Source organism: Sutterella faecalis, from assembly GCF_006337085.1.
In the GTDB taxonomy this organism is placed as follows: Bacteria; Pseudomonadota; Gammaproteobacteria; order Burkholderiales; family Burkholderiaceae_F; genus Sutterella; species Sutterella faecalis.
In genome coordinates, this window is record NZ_CP040882.1 from 1,009,685 (window position 1) to 1,027,974 (window position 18,290).

The 18,290-nt window shown below is 55.4% G+C and carries 10 protein-coding genes; 1 reads left to right on the forward strand and 9 read right to left on the reverse strand.

The window, feature by feature from the left end; translation table 11 throughout:
* Positions 1–4: 4 nt before the first annotated feature.
* The 7 genes from FG381_RS04060 to FG381_RS04090 all read right to left on the reverse strand — a co-directional run bounded on the left by FG381_RS04060 (position 5) and on the right by FG381_RS04090 (position 11,012).
* The gene (locus tag FG381_RS04060) at positions 5–2,821 is read right to left on the reverse strand and encodes a sensor histidine kinase (protein WP_139687659.1); all 2,817 of its coding nucleotides are present in this window, start codon (positions 2,819–2,821) and stop codon (positions 5–7) included.
* Positions 2,822–3,001: 180 nt separating this feature from the next.
* Positions 3,002–3,664: a potassium-transporting ATPase subunit KdpC gene (kdpC, locus tag FG381_RS04065; RefSeq protein WP_139687660.1), complete on the reverse strand. Its 663-nt coding sequence runs from the start codon at positions 3,662–3,664 to the stop codon at positions 3,002–3,004.
* 15 nt (positions 3,665–3,679) lie between these two features.
* Positions 3,680–5,785, reverse strand: a complete 2,106-nt coding sequence (gene kdpB, locus FG381_RS04070) for a potassium-transporting ATPase subunit KdpB (protein WP_139687661.1) — start codon at positions 5,783–5,785, stop codon at positions 3,680–3,682.
* 151 nt (positions 5,786–5,936) lie between these two features.
* Positions 5,937–7,619 (reverse strand): potassium-transporting ATPase subunit KdpA, encoded by a 1,683-nt coding sequence (gene kdpA / locus FG381_RS04075; RefSeq protein ID WP_139687662.1) that lies wholly within the window; start codon positions 7,617–7,619, stop codon positions 5,937–5,939.
* Between the two features lie 539 nt (positions 7,620–8,158).
* Positions 8,159–9,784, reverse strand: coding sequence for an AAA family ATPase (locus FG381_RS04080; RefSeq protein WP_139687663.1), 1,626 nt, complete (start codon positions 9,782–9,784; stop codon positions 8,159–8,161).
* Between the two features lie 183 nt (positions 9,785–9,967).
* Positions 9,968–10,750 carry an SDH family Clp fold serine proteinase gene (locus tag FG381_RS04085; RefSeq protein WP_139687664.1) on the reverse strand — a complete coding sequence of 261 codons (783 nt, stop codon included), beginning with the start codon at positions 10,748–10,750 and terminating at the stop codon, positions 9,968–9,970.
* Positions 10,751–10,754: 4 nt separating this feature from the next.
* Positions 10,755–11,012: a hypothetical protein gene (locus FG381_RS04090; protein WP_139687665.1), complete on the reverse strand. Its 258-nt coding sequence runs from the start codon at positions 11,010–11,012 to the stop codon at positions 10,755–10,757.
* A 202-nt stretch (positions 11,013–11,214) separates the two neighbouring features.
* Here FG381_RS04090 and FG381_RS04095 point away from each other — a divergent pair, with 202 nt between their 5' ends.
* On the forward strand, positions 11,215–12,195 hold the full coding sequence (locus FG381_RS04095; protein ID WP_139687113.1) for an IS5 family transposase: 981 nt from the start codon (positions 11,215–11,217) through the stop codon (positions 12,193–12,195).
* Between the two features lie 146 nt (positions 12,196–12,341).
* Here FG381_RS04095 and FG381_RS04100 read toward each other — a convergent pair whose 3' ends face one another.
* Both FG381_RS04100 and FG381_RS04105 read right to left on the reverse strand, forming a co-directional pair.
* Complete coding sequence (locus tag FG381_RS04100) at positions 12,342–12,764, reverse strand: helix-turn-helix domain-containing protein (protein ID WP_139687666.1); 423 nt, start codon at positions 12,762–12,764, stop codon at positions 12,342–12,344.
* Between the two features lie 144 nt (positions 12,765–12,908).
* A complete protein-coding gene (locus FG381_RS04105; RefSeq protein WP_139687667.1) occupies positions 12,909–17,882 on the reverse strand; it encodes an autotransporter domain-containing protein in 4,974 nt (1,657 codons plus the stop codon).
* Between the last annotated feature and the right edge of the window lie 408 nt (positions 17,883–18,290).

Here is an 18,290-nt window from a genome sequence, read left to right on the forward strand (position 1 = left end):
CAATTCAAGCCTTTGGAAGAGTTGAGTTCCGGGAATTCGCGGAATCTGATTCGGAATCCGATGGGGGCGCCTTTTCCGTCCCGGGAGCGGCCTGCGGGAGCGATTCCTCCTCGCCGGCGTTCTGCGCGAGCACCTTCTCTTCGTCATCCATCTCGGGCACCGGAACCTGAGGAAGCATGAGCGTAAAGGCGGCGCCTCCAGCGGGCGAGTCGCTCGCGATGATTTCAGAATCATGCGCACGCGCAATCGTACGACAGATGGCGAGCCCCAGACCGACGCCCGAAACGGCATTTTCGCGCCGGCCTCTTCTGAAGGGGTCGAAGAGCCGCTGGGGATTGCCGGCCGGGAGTCCCGGACCGTTGTCGGAAACGCTTACCGCCACTCTGTCGCCGCGGCGCTTCGCCGCCATCGTAATCACCGAGCCCTTCGGACAGTATTTGGCGGCATTGTCAAGGAGGTTCGTCATGACGCGAAGCAGCAGCACTTCGTCGCCGTAGAGGAGCGGGCAGTCGTCGGCAATCTTGATGTCGACGCGATAGTCCTTGAGCCGCTCTCCCATTTCAGCAATCGACATCCCGAAGAGCTCGTCCGCGGGAATCCAGGACTTGGAAAGCTTGATGCCGCCCGTCTGCAGGCGCGCCATTTCAAGCAGATTGATGACGAGCCGCTCCATGCGTTCGGTCGATTCGAGAAGCTTTTCCGCGTCGGCTCGGGCGGCAGGAAAGTCGCCGCGCTTCAGGCGCGTGAGAAGCCCCTCGGCAGACATTCTGAGCATCGTCACCGGCGTGCGCAGATCATGCGAGAGCGACTGAATGAGCGTATGGCGAAGCCGTTCCCCCTCCATCACAATCAGCGCCTGCTTGGCATCCTGCGCGGCATCAATGCGCTGCAGGGTCTGGGAGCCGAGGGCAATCAGCGCCTCAACGAGATTTCGCGTCACCGGATCTTCCGCCGCCTGAGGCACGCGGAAATTAATGACGACAACAGCCAGAATGTCGCCGCCCGCCTCCATCGGAACGTACCAGTAGCTTGAGGAGGCAAGCGTATGCGTCCCGCGCCCGGCCGACTGCCGGTGGTCGAAGCACCAGCGGATCAGCGCCGGATCGGCGCCCTTCAGCACGGCTTCCGCACGGTCGAATTCGACATGTTCGGCATCCTTCTTCTTCGGCTGATCATCCTCCTCTTCATCGGGCCAGTCCGGGAGCCAGAATTCGCTCTCGGCTGAGGCCTGAGCATTGAGCGTGCCGGAAAGGACCTTGAGGGTCTCCTCGACCGAAAGTGCCCGGGAGAATGCGCGCGAGGCTTCATAAAGCTGCCGCGTCTGGTGCTCGCGCTTATTGGCCGCCTGCGCGAGCTTCTGCCGACGGGCAACGAGCTGCCCCGCCACAAGCCCCACGAGGAGCATCACGAGGAACGTGATGAAATACTGGGCGTTTGCGACGGAAAAGGAGAGCCAGGGCTCCACGACCGTAAAGTCGAACGCCACCACCGCCAGCATTGCAGCGAGCGCCGCCGGACCGCTCCCGTAGCGTACGCCGCAGAAAAGCACCGCGAGAAGATAAATCATCGCGTGGTTGGTGGGCTCCATCGCCGTTCGGAAGGGAAAGAGGAAGAGACAGAGCACGCCCACCGAGGCCGCCGCCTGCCACCAGCCGGAAGTGGAGAGATTGAAGTCGCTCACCATCGCAAGCATGCGCTGCGCAAGAGACCCTCTGACGCTTCCCTGAGCGGCAAGAAAAATGAGATTGAGTTCGGGCGAGCCCTTCTTCAACGCTCTCGCACGGGCATTGGTCTGCCAGGTGGAGGCCGTCAGCACTGCGACGAGGGAGAGATTATGTTCGCGCGCATAACGCCCGATCTCGGCCGCATAGTCGCCGGCGAGCTTGTCCGTCTCGGCGCCGAGCGACTCCGCGAATTTGAGGACTTCGGTCACTCTCGGGCTGTCGGACGGGATGGAAAGCGCCGACTCCATCCAGACCACGTGCCAGGGGGAGGAAAGCGCGCGGGCGAGACGCGACATCTCGCGCACGGCGTCAAGCGACGGATACTCCATCACCAGGAGCGCGCCGTAGGAAGTGTCTTCCACCGCCTGCCGCGTGGAGAGAAGGCGTTCCGAGCGAATCTGGCTTTCCATGCGGCTTGCCATGAAGCGGAGCGCGAGCTCTCTCAGGGCAATCAGATTGCTTCGGCGGAAATAGTTGGCGCGTGCGCGTTCGATCACCTGCGGCAGATAAATCTTTCCGGCGTTGAGCCTCGCGATGAGGTCGTCGGGCGGCAGGTCGATGAGGCGCACTTCGTCCGCCTCATCGAAGACGCGGTCGGGGACGGTTTCTGAAACCTCAACGCCCGTCACGCGGGCGACCACGCCGTTCAGACTCTCAAGATGCTGAATGTTGAGGGCCGACCAGACATCGATCCCCATGTCGAGAATTTCCTCGATATCCTGCCAGCGGCGGGCATGGCGCGATCCCGGGGGATTCGTGTGGGGCATTTCGTCGACCACAACGACGGACGGCCGCCGGCGAAGAATCTCGTCGACATCGAGCTCCTCGGTCCAGACGGCCCCGCGCCGCATGCGCTTTCTCGGCAGGATCTCGAGCCCTTTCAAAAGCCGCATCGTGTCGGGGCGGGAATGGGTATCCACCCACCCGATCAGACAATCCTTTCCGCTCTTTCGCCTCTGGTGCGCCTCGGTAAGCATGGCATAGGTCTTGCCCACGCCCGGAGCCATGCCGAGAAAGAGCCGGAGCTTTCCCCGCCTCCTGCGCTGCGCCTCCTCCAATACTGCGTCCGGATTCGGACCGTCTCCATCACGCGCCATTCAGTCGCCTCGCTCTTATCAGTTTCTATTGAAGTCCGGAGGTTGTTTTTGCGCCTCTCTTCTCGTCACGAGAAGTCTACCCGTGGACAAGAGCCGGACGTAAACGCCAGGGGCGAGACATTGCGGCATGGCTCGACCCCTGGCGAAAGTATTTTTCTCATCAGAAGCGGAAGAGGAAAATTACTTCTCCTGCGGCTTCTGATGGGGAATTTTCTTCGTGATCTCAAGCACCTTGAGGTTGAGCTCAAGCACATTGACGAGCGGGTCCCCGCCGAAAGCGAGAAGATCCTTCTTCGCAACGCTCCTCACCAGCGCTTCGAGCTCGGCCGCGGAAAGCCCGGTCGACTTCGCGACCCAGGGCACTTCGTAGAGCGCCCCGGCGAGCGAAATCTGTGGGTCAAGACCCGAAGCCGACGCGGTGAGAAGCTCCATCGGAACGGGCTTATCCGACCCGGTCATCTTCTGCCAGCGTTCGGCACGCTCCTTCACGGCCTTCTCAAGATCAGGATTGCTCTGAGCATAGTTTGAGCCGGAAGTGGCCATCGGGTTGTAAGGCTTTTCGCCCGTGGCGGAAGGACGCCCTTCAAAGAGCCCCGTATCCGTCCAATCCTCGCCCAGAAGCTTCGAGCCCACGACTTCACCCTTGTCATTGCGAACGAGGCTCCCCGCCGCCTGATCCGGAAAAAGCGTGCTGCCGACCACATTGACGAGCGCCGGGTAGATGAGGCCGAGGACAACGGTAAAGAAGACCACCATGAGGGCGCTTCTCAGAAACGTCCTCAGAATCCCAAGCTTTTCGCGCTCCTTTTGGGGCGCAGAGGTCATTTCATCTCTTTCAGTCATAAAAAAAACTTTCCTTTAAACGAGGCCCAAAGCCGTCAGGATCATGTCGATCGCCTTGATCCCCACAAAGGGAACGATGACGCCGCCGAGGCCATAGATGAGGAGGTTGCGCTTCAGAAGCATCGACGCGGATTCGGCGCGGTAGCGAACGCCCTTAAGCGCGAGCGGAATCAGGCACACGATGATGAGGGCATTAAAGATGACCGCGGAAAGGAGCGCCGACACCGGGCTCGTAAGCCCCATGATGTTGAGCACTGCAAGCCCCGGATAAACCCCCGCAAAAGCCGCAGGTAGAATGGCAAAGTATTTGGCTATGTCGTTTGCAAGCGAGAAGGTGGTGAGAGACCCGCGGGTCATCAGCATCTGCTTGCCGATCTTCACGACATCCATCAGCTTCGTCGGACTCGAGTCGAGGTCGACCATGTTGGCGGCTTCCTTCGCGGCATTCGTGCCCGAATTCATCGCCACGGCAACGTCGGCCTGCGCAAGCGCCGGCGCATCGTTCGTGCCGTCGCCCGTCATGGCAACGAGGTGCCCTTCCTTCTGGAAGCGCCTGATGGCGGCGAGCTTCGACTCCGGCGTCGCTTCGGCAATGAAGTCGTCGACGCCCGCTTCTGAAGCGATCGCGGCAGCGGTGAGCCGGTTGTCGCCCGTGATCATGACGGTCTTGATGCCCATGCGGCGGAGCGCTGCAAACTGCTCCTTGATGCCGGGCTTCACGATGTCCTTCAATTCAATGACGCCGAGCGGACGCCCGTTCTCGGAAACGAGGAGCGGCGTGGAACCGCGGGCTGCGACGGCATCGACCTCGCGGCGAAGTTCCTGAGCCACCTTGAATCCGCGGGCTTCAGCATAGTGCGCGATGGCATCGGGCGAGCCCTTCCTGATTTCACGGCCGTCAGGGAGGTTGACGCCCGACATGCGGGTCTGCGCGGTAAAGGGAATGGCAGCCGCCCCGGCGGGGAGCGTGACGCCCTCAGCATCTTTCTCAAGGAGCTTCTGCGCGAGCTTCACAATCGACTTCCCCTCCGGCGTATCGTCAGAGAAGGAAGAAAGAAGCGCGCATTCAATGAGTTCATTTTTGTCGACCCCCGGCGCCGCCTTGAAGGCGTCGGCCGAGCGGTTGCCGAACGTGATCGTGCCGGTCTTGTCGAGAAGGAGCACGTCGACGTCGCCCGCGGCTTCAACCGCGCGGCCCGAGCGTGCAATGACGTTTGCCGCCATCAGACGGCTCATGCCCGCGACGCCGATCGCTGAAAGGAGACCGCCGATCGTGGTCGGAATGAGGCAGACGAGAAGGCCTGCAAGCACCGTGTAGCCGATGATCGTCCCCTGGTCGCCGATTTCCTTCGCGAGCACCGAGAAGGGAAGGAGCGTTGCCGTCACAAGGAGGAAGATGATCGTCAGAGCCGTGAGGAGAATCGCGAGCGCCTTTTCATTCGGCGTGCGGCGTCTCTCGGCGCCTTCGACCATCTGAATCATCTTTTCGATGAAGGATTCGCCCGGATCGCATTCAATTTTGACGATGATCCAGTCGGAGAGCACCGTGGTGCCGCCCGTGACGGACGAAAAGTCGCCGCCCGATTCGCGGATCACCGGAGCGGATTCGCCCGTCACCGCGGATTCATCGACGCTCGCAATGCCGGCGACGACTTCGCCGTCGCCCGGGATCACGTCGCCCGCACGAACGACCACAACGTCGCCCTTGCGCAATGTCGTGCTTTCAACGTCTTCGGTTGCGATGTCGGGACGGAGCTCCCGAACGTGAGCAAGCGCCTCGGCGGCATTGACCGCCTTATGCGCGATCGTGCTCTTCGAGAGGCCCTTCAGGGCTGCGGCCTGCGCGCGGGCGCGGCCTTCAGCAAGGGCTTCGGCGAAGTTGGCGAACAAAACCGTAAACCAGAGCCAGACCGCAGTCCAGCCTGCAAAAGCTGCCGGCTCATTGGAAAAGCCCATGACGGACGCGACGAAAATGCCCGTCGTCAGAATGGCGCCCAGCCAGCAGAGGAACATCACGGGATTGGCGATCTGCGTGCGGGGAGTGAGCTTCTTAAAGCTCTCCACCACAGCCTCTCGCACAAGCTCGGGCTCAAACAACTTAAAAATTTCTTTCTTCGACATGTATGTGTGTCTCTTAATCTCCGCCGCCCCAGAAGTCCCTTTGAGCAACCCTCAATGGATCGCAAAGTTGGGAGAGACTGGACGGGGCGGGCGGAGGAAGCACTTCGAGGGGTACGACTTAGCCTGAAACAACCATTGGTCTTATGTGAAATCAGGGAAGCGAGACGTATTCAGCAACCGGCCCAAGCGCGAGGAGCGGGAAGTAGGTGAGTGCGCCCACGAGGAGCACCGTCCCGACAAGGAGTCCGCAAAAGAGCATGCCGTGCGTGACGAGCGTGCCGTCGGAGGACGGAACTCTCCTTCCGCGAACGAGGGCGCCGGCAAGCGCCAGCATCGCAAGGATCACGAAGAAGCGGCCGAACCACATGGCTGCGCCGAGGCTCAGGTTGTACCAGGGCGTATTCGCGCCGAAGCCGGCAAAGGCGGAGCCATTGTTGTTCGCGGCCGAGGCCCACGCGTAGATCATCTGAGAGAAGCCGTGTGGGCCGGGGTTCGTAATCGAAGCCGTGCCGAAATCACCCATTGAGGAGATCCCGAGACCAACCAGAACGATCACCGGCGTCACGAGCATGCCGATGCTCGCGAGCTTCATCACCGGAACGTCGATCTTCTTGCCGAGATATTCAGGCGTGCGGCCCACCATGAGGCCGGCCACGAAGACCGCGATGATGATGAAGATCATCATGCCGTAGAAGCCCGCGCCGACGCCGCCGAAAACCACTTCACCGAGGAGCATCAGCAGCATCGGGACGAGGCCTCCGATCGGGGTGAGGGAATCGTGCATGTTATTGACGGCGCCGCAGGAGGCGGAGGTCGTCACAACGGAGAAGAGCGAACTTTGCGATAGCGGGAAGCGCATTTCCTTCCCTTCCATGTGCATGGCGCTTTCGGCAGCACCGTAATGCGTAAGGAAGTTGGCGCCGTCATACTCAAACCAGGCAAGCGTCAGAAGCGCGCCCGCAAAGAGCACGGCCATGGCGCACCAGACGGTCCAGCCCTGACGGATGTCGCCCACCGCGTGGCCGAAGGTCCAGCAGAGACCGGCAGAGATCGCGAAGATCGCAAGGCACTGAAGGAAGTTCGTAAGCGCCGTCGGATTTTCAAAAGGATGAGCGGAGTTGACGTTGAAGAAGCCGCCGCCGTTCGTGCCGAGCATCTTGATTGCTTCCTGGCTTGCAACAGGTCCGAGCGCAATGCTGCCGTCCTGACCCGTTACAGACTGGAAGGCTTGTGCGGCGCTCCACGTCTGAACGCTTCCTTCGCCGATCAGAACGAGCGCAAAGATGAAGGCAATGGGGAGGAGGAGCCAAAGATTGATGCGAACCATGTCAACCCAGAAGTTGCCGAGATTCTTTGTTTCCGAGCGCGCAAAGCTGCGAATCACAACGAAGGCGACGGCAATGCCCGTACCCGCGGAAACAAAGTTCTGCACCGTAAGGCCGACCGCCTGAGAGAGCGGGGAAAGCGAAGCTTCGCCGCCGTAGCTCTGCCAGTTCGTGTTCGTGACGAAGGAAATGGCGGTATTGAGCGCCTGGTCGGCAGGCATGCCTGCAAAACCCATGGGGTTCCACGGCAGCACGCCCTGGAGACGCAGAATGCCGTAAAGGAAGAGGCACCCCAAAGCGTTGAAGAGAAAGAGCGAAAGCGCATAGCCCGCCCAGCTCTGCTCCGCGTCTTCGCGGAGCCCCAGGCACTTCAGAAGCACGCCGTCGAGGCGGGCAATGGGCGCCGGCGCCTTGCCTTCGCACATCGGCGTCATCCAGCGGCCCATAGGCTTCGTGACGAGCGCGAGAACCAGGAGAAATAAAAGAAATAATTCAACCGTTGCGGTCATGATTGCTGCGGGATTCAACCCCTGAGGCAAATCACCCTGAAAGCTTCCCGAAGGATTTCTTTTCGCTTTGGGATGCTCTTAAAGGATTTGCTTAATCTCTTGGGGTTCTTCCCGTTAAATCCAAACAATATTGAGGGGCAGCTTCATTCGCGCCAGAGCACGGTAAGAAGCCAGCATAGGAGCAGGAAACACACCCCTAGGAAGATGTATGCGCCAGTCATGGTCCTTGAAATTCCCGTTAAAGATGCTCGCTCTCATCAGGAGCGATTGGACTCGAGAAAGCCCATGAGGAGCTTGAAGAACCCGAGGCAGAAAAGGACGAAGACCAGCCAGATCGCCAGAATGACGATGTCGGACATGGATTTGATTCCTCCAAAAATAAGGGACAGGAGGAAGGTTAGAGACGGCCGCAGCAACGCCGTATAAAAGTCAGGGTTGTCCCCGTAAATAGCGCGTAAATATCGCTGCCTCTGCTGAGGCATGCGTACGCCTCAGCGGAAGCATCGGGATGCCGGGATGTCAGCTCTGGGTAGTTGAATTCAATGATTATCTTGAAAATTATTTCCTACTTCCCGATAGGCTTCGAAGCGGCGAGCGGCGCCATTAAATACGAGCACTGCGCAATGAAGCGCTCTCGAATCGATGCCCTCTCTGCCCTCTCCATAGCGGCGGGAACGCATCTGCTCCTCTCCTTCTTTGAGAAGGTTTTCCACTTCGTCCGACGAATGCGCGAACTTGAATTCGAAAACCCAGCGCCGACTGCCAACAGCGACTTCCAGGTCGCTTCGTCCAAGGGCCGTGTGCTTTTCGACTTCCGGAATCAGTGCGGATCCCATCAGGAAGAGCTGTATGCAGGCGCGGCAGGCGGCTTCGCTCTCAATGGGAAAGTTGTGATAGTCGATCTGATTAATGCCGTCGTTGAAGCGCCTCACGATGCTTTCGAGCGTTCCCGTTCCGAGGAGATCCGAAAGCATGGGAGCGCCCATCGGGTCAATGAACTTGCCCTGCAGGAGTTCATCCGCGTAAAGCTGGGCGATCGAGAGCTCAACCTCTCTATTGGGATAGCCGATGGCGGCTGTCCCGTTGGAACGTACCGTCTTGATTGTGAGATATCCCGCCTGTGTGAGCAGTGCGTCGAGACCGATGGTTTCATAGCCGCGGGCCGCCTGAAGATCCGTCAGACGGATCTGTTTGTCTTCATCAAATTCGAAGGGATTCTCAATCCTGTGGCTTGCCAGATAGCCTTTCAGGACCGCAGGACGACCGCCGCTTTCATACCAGTAGTTCAAAAAGCCTTCTTCGGGGTTTTGCAGAAAGCTCAGCACGGACCAGGGGCAATACACATGCGTTTGCGCATTGCGATCGAAACAGAATCCGTCGTAATTTTCCTTAAGCTCCTGCAATAATTCTTCTCTACTGAGATGAAGGACTTCTTGAGCTCTGATCAAATGAAGATCAAAATATCTGACAATTTCATCTTCCGTCAGCCCGAGAATAGCGCTGTACTTTGAATTTAAAGAAATATCGTTGAAATTATTAAATTCAGAAAATGAGCTTCTATTGCTGAATTTTGTAATTCCCGTCATAAAGAAGAATCGAAGGCACCCGTCAGCATTCTTCAGTACAGCATAAAATTTTTCCAACTCCGCTCGAACTGCCTTGAACTTTTCCGGACTTCCTAAATGTGCAGTCAGCGGCGTGTCGTATTCGTCGATCAAAAGGACGAGGGAGCTTTGCGGCAGCGAATTAAGCCAGGTTCGCAGCTGGACGAAAAAGGAAACATCCGCATTTTCCTTATCGAAATGGAAGCCCAATGGTGAAAAGGCATTGATCAATTCACTTCTCAAATTGAATTCAAAATGATCCTTGCTGACAAATTCCTTGAGACCAGAAAAATCGAGGCGAACGACATCATATTTCCGATCCTGCCACAGCTTCTCTATCGTCAATCCCGAAAAATGTTCCACCCCATTCTTAAATAGTGAGGCAAAGGTAGAAACCAGCAGGGATTTTCCGAAGCGTCTCGGACGAATCAGCAGAAATTTGCGACGCTGCGATGCGATATTAAAAATCAGATCCGTCTTATCTACATAAATCTGATTCGCACCACGCAGTGCAGCAAATTCACTGGTACCAAGCGATAGAGAAAATTCGGCAGAATGCACTTTTTAAGCATCAAGAAAGTAGACGTCCCCAGATAAAACTAGAAGCAGACTAGCAACGTCAACCTTTATTTGTCAACATAGGATTTGAATGTGCTACATAGGCCCGTCCCCCATTAGCGCCTGAGGCGATTATCTTGGCCGATGTTGTTTGCTGAAAAGTAATGCTGAATAAATGATGCAGTGTCAGCACAACGTCCTGTAATTTTTGATTATCTTCCAAATTGACAATTTTGATGCCAGCAGCCCTTGCCTTGTCTCTATTAATGTGTCTATTATGAGCTTTTGATTCCCTCTGATCAACAAGTAGCTTTTTAATATTTTGTATTTTTGAATCATCATTTCGCAGCATATTATTTTTTTTAAAACAGTTTCAAGAATTTCAACCGACCATTCCATTGCACGTTCGCACCATGTCAAAAAGCCTGGGTGAAACTGGCCAATAATCATTTGCCAGACTGCTTCTTTAGTTTTATCATTAACAACTTCTTTATTTGCACGATCAAATTCATCCAGGTACGATTGAACAGCCATTCCGCCATATTGAGGATCCACAGGGCCCAAACTAGATTGCGACCCCATAACAATTTCTTTTCCAGAAAGTGCCAGCAGCGTTCCGCCCGACATAGCAATTTGAGGAACGATTGTTCTTATATTGCCTTCATATAAGGTATTCAGATAATCAATGAGTGACTCAGTAGCACCAACATCTCCTCCAGGCGTATGCAGGATAAGATCCAGTCCCTTCTTGCGCTCTTTTTCATCATACATGCACGTCATGAAGCCTGTTTTATCCTGGTCTGAAATAGAAAAATCACCATTAATATTTGGCTTTTGCAGCCACCCGGAGTAATAACAAATAACATTTCGATTCGTTAATTTGGAAAGTTTGCGAATGTACTGTTTTCTCAACTGATCGTATGCATTCTGCTGCGCAACTACCTGCAGCAATTGATCCCACGTAGGCATTTAATTACTCCTTCGCACTATGAGAAATAGTGGTGATGCAGCGAATTTTTCGCCGTCCTGTAGCAAAATCTATATCGCTCAAAAATAAATCTAATTCAGGTTTGGCCCCATAAAATTTAAAAGGACTTGATGCGATCTTCTCCTCCAACGATATCATTTCTTCCTTATTTTCTATATTTACACATTCATCAGAATGATCGGAAAATAAAGTACCGCAATTCGAATCAATTTGTTTTATTGGATCTGAATTATCATTTTTCATTTTTGAATATGATTAACAACATCTAAAAACATTAGCATTTTCGAAAGAAAACACCGCAGCATCAGAACGAATCAAATCGAAGTTGTGCTGCAGAGAGATTGAAGGATGCTCTGAGCAAATCCGAAGATAATGCATTAATTGCATAAATATCAAATATATGATAGAATATGTCTATCATAAATAGATTTGCGAGAGGCTTCGTATGGAACAGCTTTCGTTTTCGGACCTTGAAATCAGTCTTCGCCGGAAAACCCGCAAAACCCGTACGGAACGCCTCACCGAACGGTTGGAAAAGCTTGTCCCCTGGTCAGACCTTCTTGAGCTGATTCAGCCCTTTTATTACGAGTCAGGCCGCCGCGGCCGGCAGCCGTTCCCGCTTGAATTGATGCTCCGGATCCATCTGCTGCAGATCGTATACAACATGAGCGATCCTCAGATGGAGGATTATCTTCACGAGAACTCTACTGCTCGAAAATTCGTGGGGCTGGCGCTGGCGGACCGGACGCCGGATGAATCCACGATTCTCCAGTTCCGTCATCTGCTCGAGAAGCACAACCTCGGCAAGCAGGTCCTTGAACGGGTCAACGACGGCATTGCCGCTGCCGGACTGATGCTCTCCAAAGGACGCATTGTTGATGCCAGCTTCATTGAGGCCCCGAGCTCAACAAAGAATCGCGATCACAAGCGGGATCCGGAAATGGCGAGCGGCAAAAAGGGAAATACGTGGCATTTCGGCATGAAGATGCACGTCGCCACCGACGACCTCATCGGCATCGTCACGAATGCGGTCTACGGACCCGCCAACGAGCATGACATCAGCCGTGCAAGGGAACTAATACCGTCGGAGACGGAGCAGGTCTACGGCGATGCCGGCTATGTCGGGATGGAAAAGCGCGAAGAATTCCAGACGGATAAGGAAGCTGAAAAGCGTGAGTACCGGATCAACCTCCGTCCAGGCGTGTTGAAAGGGCGCTCGGCTGAAGACCTTGTGCGTCGGGTTGAGCATTTAAAGTCCAGCGTTCGATGCAAGGTTGAGCATGTCTTTGCGCGTGTGAAGCTTCAGATGTCGTACCGCAAGACCCGGTATCGCGGCCTTGCGAAGAATGCTCATCGCATCAATACGATGCTGGCGCTCTGCAATCTCTTCACTGTGGATTGCTTCCTGAGAAGATTAAAGGCCTAATTGTGCCTATATTGCGGGAATTTCCCTAAAAAACATCATATTGTGCAGATTTTTAGACTGTAAACAACCAAATTTATGTGTTTGGACCGGATTTTCCGGTTTCAGTCATAAAAATCGGTACTTGCTCAGACCTTCCTGAAAATACTTTAGCGAACGCTGGGTTCCTTCGGCTTCACTTCGGGAACGACAAGAAGCTGCTTTCTGCGTCCCTTTGAGCAGCAGTAGTCATCTACCCACTTGCGGGCGGTGCTTGACGAAATCCCGGACCTTTTGTAAATCTCGCTCCAGGAGAAGCCGGAGAGCCGCATGCGGATCACGTTCTCGCGAACGGACTGCGGATAGCGGTATTGGTTTTCCGAGATCTTCGCCTTGAAGGTGCCTTTCTTGAATCCCCGGCTCCAGTCCCGAACGGTGTTGACGGAAATATTGAGGATGCGAGAGGCCTTCGTATAGCCGATACCGTGCTTGAAGAGCTCAATCGCCTGCGCGCGCTTTTCTTCCGAAAGCGCTCTTGTTTCGCGTCTTTCTTCAGAAGGCGCAGTGTCAGGTGTCTCCTGATCGAGCGGCATCGCGTTCTCCGGAAGTAGGAAATAAAAGACTCTTCTCTCCTCCCGCCCGGGGAACCCCGGGCGAGAAGAGAAGAGGAGTCAAAGGGTGAAGTCATCCGGAAGAGATGGAAAAACCTTCAGTTCCGGATGATTCGGTACGCTCGATTAGAAGGCGTAGCGGACGTTGGCATTGAACGAGTTGTTCATGCGATCATCCGAGCCGGCGCCGAGCTTGTAGCTGAGACCGAAGCCCCAGGCACCGTTCGTCGCGTTGACGCCGAACTGAGCCTGAACCGGGTTCGAGTCGATGACGCGGACGGCGTAGTCGTCGGTAGCCGAAACACCGGTGATGCCGAGCTTGAGGTCAGCATCCTTGTCGCCGAAGGTCGGAACGACAGAGAGGTCGAACTTCGGAGCGATCGTCCAGCCGTTCGTCTCAAAGTCAGCCGAAACCGTCACGCCGACCGGCATCTGGAAGACGTTCTGATCGTCGATGTCGGTGACATAGCCGGCTTCAAAGCCGTCAGTCGAGATAGCGGTGTAGCGGAGGCCAAGGTGCGGCACGATGTTGACGGAACCCGCCTTCGTGAGCACTTCACCGCGAACGCCGACCGTCCAGGCATCCGTGTCTTCAGAGAACTTCCAGGCGTGGGCATAGCCGTTCGCCGTGACGTCGTTCGAAGCCTGCAGGTAGCCGATGTCGGCGGAGACGTTCCAGATGTCGGCAAAGGTCTTCGAAGCGTAGACCGAGAAGCCGACCAGGTCGGAATCCGTCGAGGCAGCGACGCCGGAGTTCTTCGAATCCGTGTCGGCCGTGCCGATCGTCAGAGCAGCACCGAGAACAGCGTTGCAGCTGAACTGGTAGTCGAGACCGAGGACGCCCGAGTAGATGTCGGAGCTGTAGCCCGCGCCATCAAAGAGGGTCTTGGCTTCGAACTTGCCGCCGTTCACGTCAGCCCAGACGTTGACGCCCTGACCGCGCTGCGCGAGGATCGAGGTGCGGTCAGCAACGGTGTCGGCCATCTGGTTGACGGCGTCCATTGTGAGCGTCTGCACACCAGTCGTGGCGCCCAAGCCCGCAACTTCCTTAGCGGCCGTGCGGACAGCCTTCGGAGTACCGAGACCATTGGTCGAGGTGTAGAGCCAGTTGTTGAACTCAACGGAGCTCGAGGTTCCGAGGTTCTTGTTCTGGTCGTACATAGCCTGCGCCACATTCATGCCGACGATGTCTTCGTAGCCGCGGGCAGCAAGCTCCTCATCGGTCGTCATCGTGACGCCGATCGTGCCGACATTGGTAGTGGTGTCGACCGTCAGCGCGGCATCCATCAGAACATCGCCCGTGAACGTGAGATCCTCAACGCGTTCAGCAAAGTCTTCGGCACCGGAAACCAACTTACCAACCTTAATCTGGTCGTGCGCAGAGAGATTGGCAACATAGAGCTCGGCATTCTTGTTGAAAGTAATGTCTTTTTCAAAGACTGCCGTAGCGCCCGTGGTGTCGACCTTGTTGGCATCCATGACGAGCATGGTGTTGGCCCCGATGTTCACGGCAGAAACGGCAGAGTACGTCGTAGCGCCGGTAGCCGAGAGGTTGCCGGTAGCCGTGACGTAGCTCACCTTGCCTTCAGCATCAACCGTTTCATTGCTCACATAGAGGACGGCCTTAACGAGATCCTTGCCCTTGTTGGCTTCAACCGTACGATCGCCGAGGCCGTAGCCGGTCTGAGCAAAGAGCTGAGCAGCTTCATCAGCCGTGGCAGTGGCGCCGATCGCAACGATCGAGCCCTGACCAGCCTGAACAGAAGCGCCCGAAGCGACTTCGCCGACAACCACCGTGGAGGCGGCATCAAGCGCGAGCACGCTGCCTTCCTGCCACGCCGGATCTGCGAAGATCTTGCTGGTGCCCGTCAGCTTACCGACCACGAGGTGACCGGACTCACTTTCTTCAGCTGAGGAAGAACCGACATAAAGCGTCTGAGTGCCAGTATCGAGTTCGGCAATAGAGGCATTGCCATACACGTAGCTAGTTTCATCCGCCTGGGCAGGGGTACCGAGTGTAACCTTGCCATCAGCAGTGAACGAACCCGTGTCTGCGATCTGAAGAAGATTCGTCTTCACATTGCCCGGCGTCTTATAGCCGTCAACGTCCACGGTGCCCGTCTGGAAGGAGCCCTTCTCAACATAGATAGTGCCCGCATCGACGTCGCCATTGACGGTGAGCTTGCCATCCACATCAAGATCAGCAGTGACATTGCCCTGAACAGTCAGATCTCCGGAGGCGACATAAACTTCGCCAAGATTAGACGAGTCGCTGCTAGTGACAGCACCAATGACAGCTCCTTCGCCGGTGGTAACGAAGAAGCCACCCGCCCCCAGAGTTACGCCAGCGAGCTTCTTGTTGTCGTTTGCATCAACAGACTGAACCAAATCGCCGGAACCATTAAGAACAAGGGTGTTGTCGACCTGCAGGGTGGCAGTAGTAGCCTTTTCAAGAACTGCCTTGCCGAATTCACCGCGGAGGTTGGCGTTGACACCCGTGACGGTGACGTTCTTGAGGTAATCAAGAACAACACCACCATTCAGGTTGTTATCGGTCAGCGTCTTATAGGCAATTTCGTTATTGGTAGCGGCAACACCCTTGACTGTAAGACCGCTGAGATCAAGGAGACCGGTGGCAGAAGAAGTCTGGCCAAGAGTCGTCGCAAGTGTTCCAAGGTTGGCAGAAGTGACTTCACCGGTCACGCCTTCAACAACGATCGAACCATCATTCGTGGTGACGCCGTTGAACTTCTTACCATCGGACGCAGCAGTAAATTCATAAGAATTATCAGCTTTGACCGTCAGTCCAAGAACAGAGGCAGAGACCAGAAGTTCGCCTTCGTCACCAACCGTAAAGTTCTGACCAGCAACCGTGTACAGCTTATCCGTGACTTTGAGAGTGCCGTCATTGACAGCTACCGTGCCTTCAGTAAGAGTAAGAGTACCGATCTCGGATGAAGCCTCATTGGTCAAAGTCAGGCTGGCACCGGTGCCAGAAACTTCGAGAGAACGGAAGTTCTGGGTCGTTTTGTTCAGCGTGAGCGTAGAAGTCAGCTTGGCATCAACCGGATCTTCAGAGCCAGCAACCGTAATCTTGCCGCCGTTCTGAAGCGTCCAGGCTTCATCGAGCGTCAGGAGATCGTTCGTTGTAGCATCGGCCTTCTTCGCGCTGTTGAGTGCCGTGACATTGAAGGTCGACGCGTCGACAGTAATTCCGGAGCCACCAGCTTCGACAGTCGTATCCGCCTTGCCAGTTTCAAGACCGGATGTATAGACAGCGCCCTTCGTCAGCGTCAAAGTCTTAACACTCAGCGAGCCTTCGTTCTTGAAGGATGCGCCTTCGACATTCAGCGTATCGGCAGTGAAGTTCTTCGTGTAGGTGTCGCCCGTACCAGCCTTGCTGTTCACAAAGTCGCCCTTGACGGTTACCGAGCCTGCGGCGATCGAAGCGGTAGCCGCATTCGTGGAGGTCTTGCCTTCAACGCCGGTGATCGTGAGAGCGCCCGCGCCAGTCAGTGCGGTCTTGTTGTCAAGATAACCGACCGTAACGGCGCCATCGTTCGCAACCGTGCTGCCGGATGCGAGCACGAGGCCGTTATTGACAACGAGTTCTGCATTGACGACAGACACATTGGCCTTACCAGCAACAGTCATGTCTCCGGTCACTTTGGCATTGCCGCTCGTCAGGGTAGCAACACCGTAGTCCTGGACATCAAGCGTCTGAACATTCAGGTTATAGAGCTGATTCCCGTTCTTGTCTTTCCCAGGTTCTGTTGCAGCAAGTTCGAATGTGCCTTTGCTACCGGAGGCGGGACCGCCAATAGTCAGTGTTTCAGCCGTGAGCGTTCCAGAAACGCCGGAAAGCTTGAGACCAGTTGCGGCATCCGTCGTTCCCTTGACCGTGATGGTCTTATATGCGATCGTGCCGGCGTTTTCGATTACATTGTCTGCACCAGTCGCGACAATGGCATCACCGGAAGCAGTGCCGTCGGTTTGAACAGAGAGACCGCCTGTCGAAGCCTTAAGGTTGAGTGTGGTCGCCGTAAGCGTAGCTTCAGCACCAACCGTCACCTTACCAGCGCCCGTCAGATTGGCGGTCGTTGCAGCACCATCAGCGTTGAGCGTGAGATTCTTGTCAGCAACATAGAGCGTTTCTGCGGAGAAAGACGCATCTTTACCGACAGTCACGGTGCCATTCAGTTGTGCCGTTACGTCCTTGATGTCCTTAGGATCGGTACCCACATACACAACTTTGTCTGAGAAAGCCTTGTTGATGGCAATCGAATCAGTTGCATCAGTGGCTTTCACAGTCAGCTTACCGCCCGTGCCTTCATAGGCGGAATTGAGCGCAACAGTCGTACCGGTGAGGGACAGATCGCCCGCGTTCTTGAAAACAACATTTTCAAGCGTCAGTGCGCCGGAAGATGCCTCAACAACCGCCTGAGCGCCATCCGCGACATCAAGCGTCACGGTACCAGCCTGATGATGATCAACCGGCTTGGAAACGCCGAGAGTAAGTCCTTGTGCGTCGCTAGAAGTCAGAGTAGAGGTGCCTTTTTGAGCGCCAGAACCCGTATTCTTGAAGGAAATGGTCAGATCGCCTTCATCGCCAATGACCGTGGCTGCCGCATCATCGGCACCGGTTACCGTCAGCTTAGCATCGTGAGGTGTCGCGCCATTAACAGCCGTGAAATTGATCGAGCCATAGCCATTAACGTCTTTGACCGTTTCTTCAGCCGCAACTTTATCGGTAGCAGTGAAGTTCAGAGCACCGTTGTGCAGATATACGGTGGAACCCGGGAGCAAGTCAGCAGCTTTAAATTCGGTGGTCGTGGCTTTGCCTTCCGCATCAGCAGTGAAGACCTTGCTGACCGTCGTTTCAGCAGCATCACCCGCTGCATTTTCAGTCACCGTAATGTTGGCACCTTCGCCGACATAGGCGTCCGCAGCCATCGCAGAACCGGCAACGCCAGCCATCACGGCAGCAACCGCAGCAGCAACGACCGTCTTCACGGCCTTGCCCTGATAGGAGGAAGCCTTCTCGCTCGTCACGACCGTGCCGCGTGTGAGGGAGCGGGCGACCTTGAATGTCTTATTCATTGTTAGAAACTCCAATTGAATGTTTCGGGCGGCTCTGCGGAATGGGTTGCCGCAGGCAAAACGCCGCCATGCCTTTTGCGGGCACAAGCGAACTTTAAAAAAGCAAGTTTCCGGGGGGGGGGGGTTATCCCTTATAAGACATTCATTTCTTCGAAGTTGCTGTAAATAAATACGCTTCTATATGTGGAGGGATAACCCTGAATACGATTAGTGGTGGACTTGCAACGGCAATGAAAGACATAAACTATCGATAACATACAATTAATATGTAATCACTATCAATAGCTGCATCTCATTTTCTTGTAAGTTGTACGGCATCTCCAGACGTTCGAAACATCCAGGCTGCCCTCGGAAAAAACGCTTTCTCAAGAGAAACCCGCTTTTCCGACCCTCGTTCCATTTGTCCTG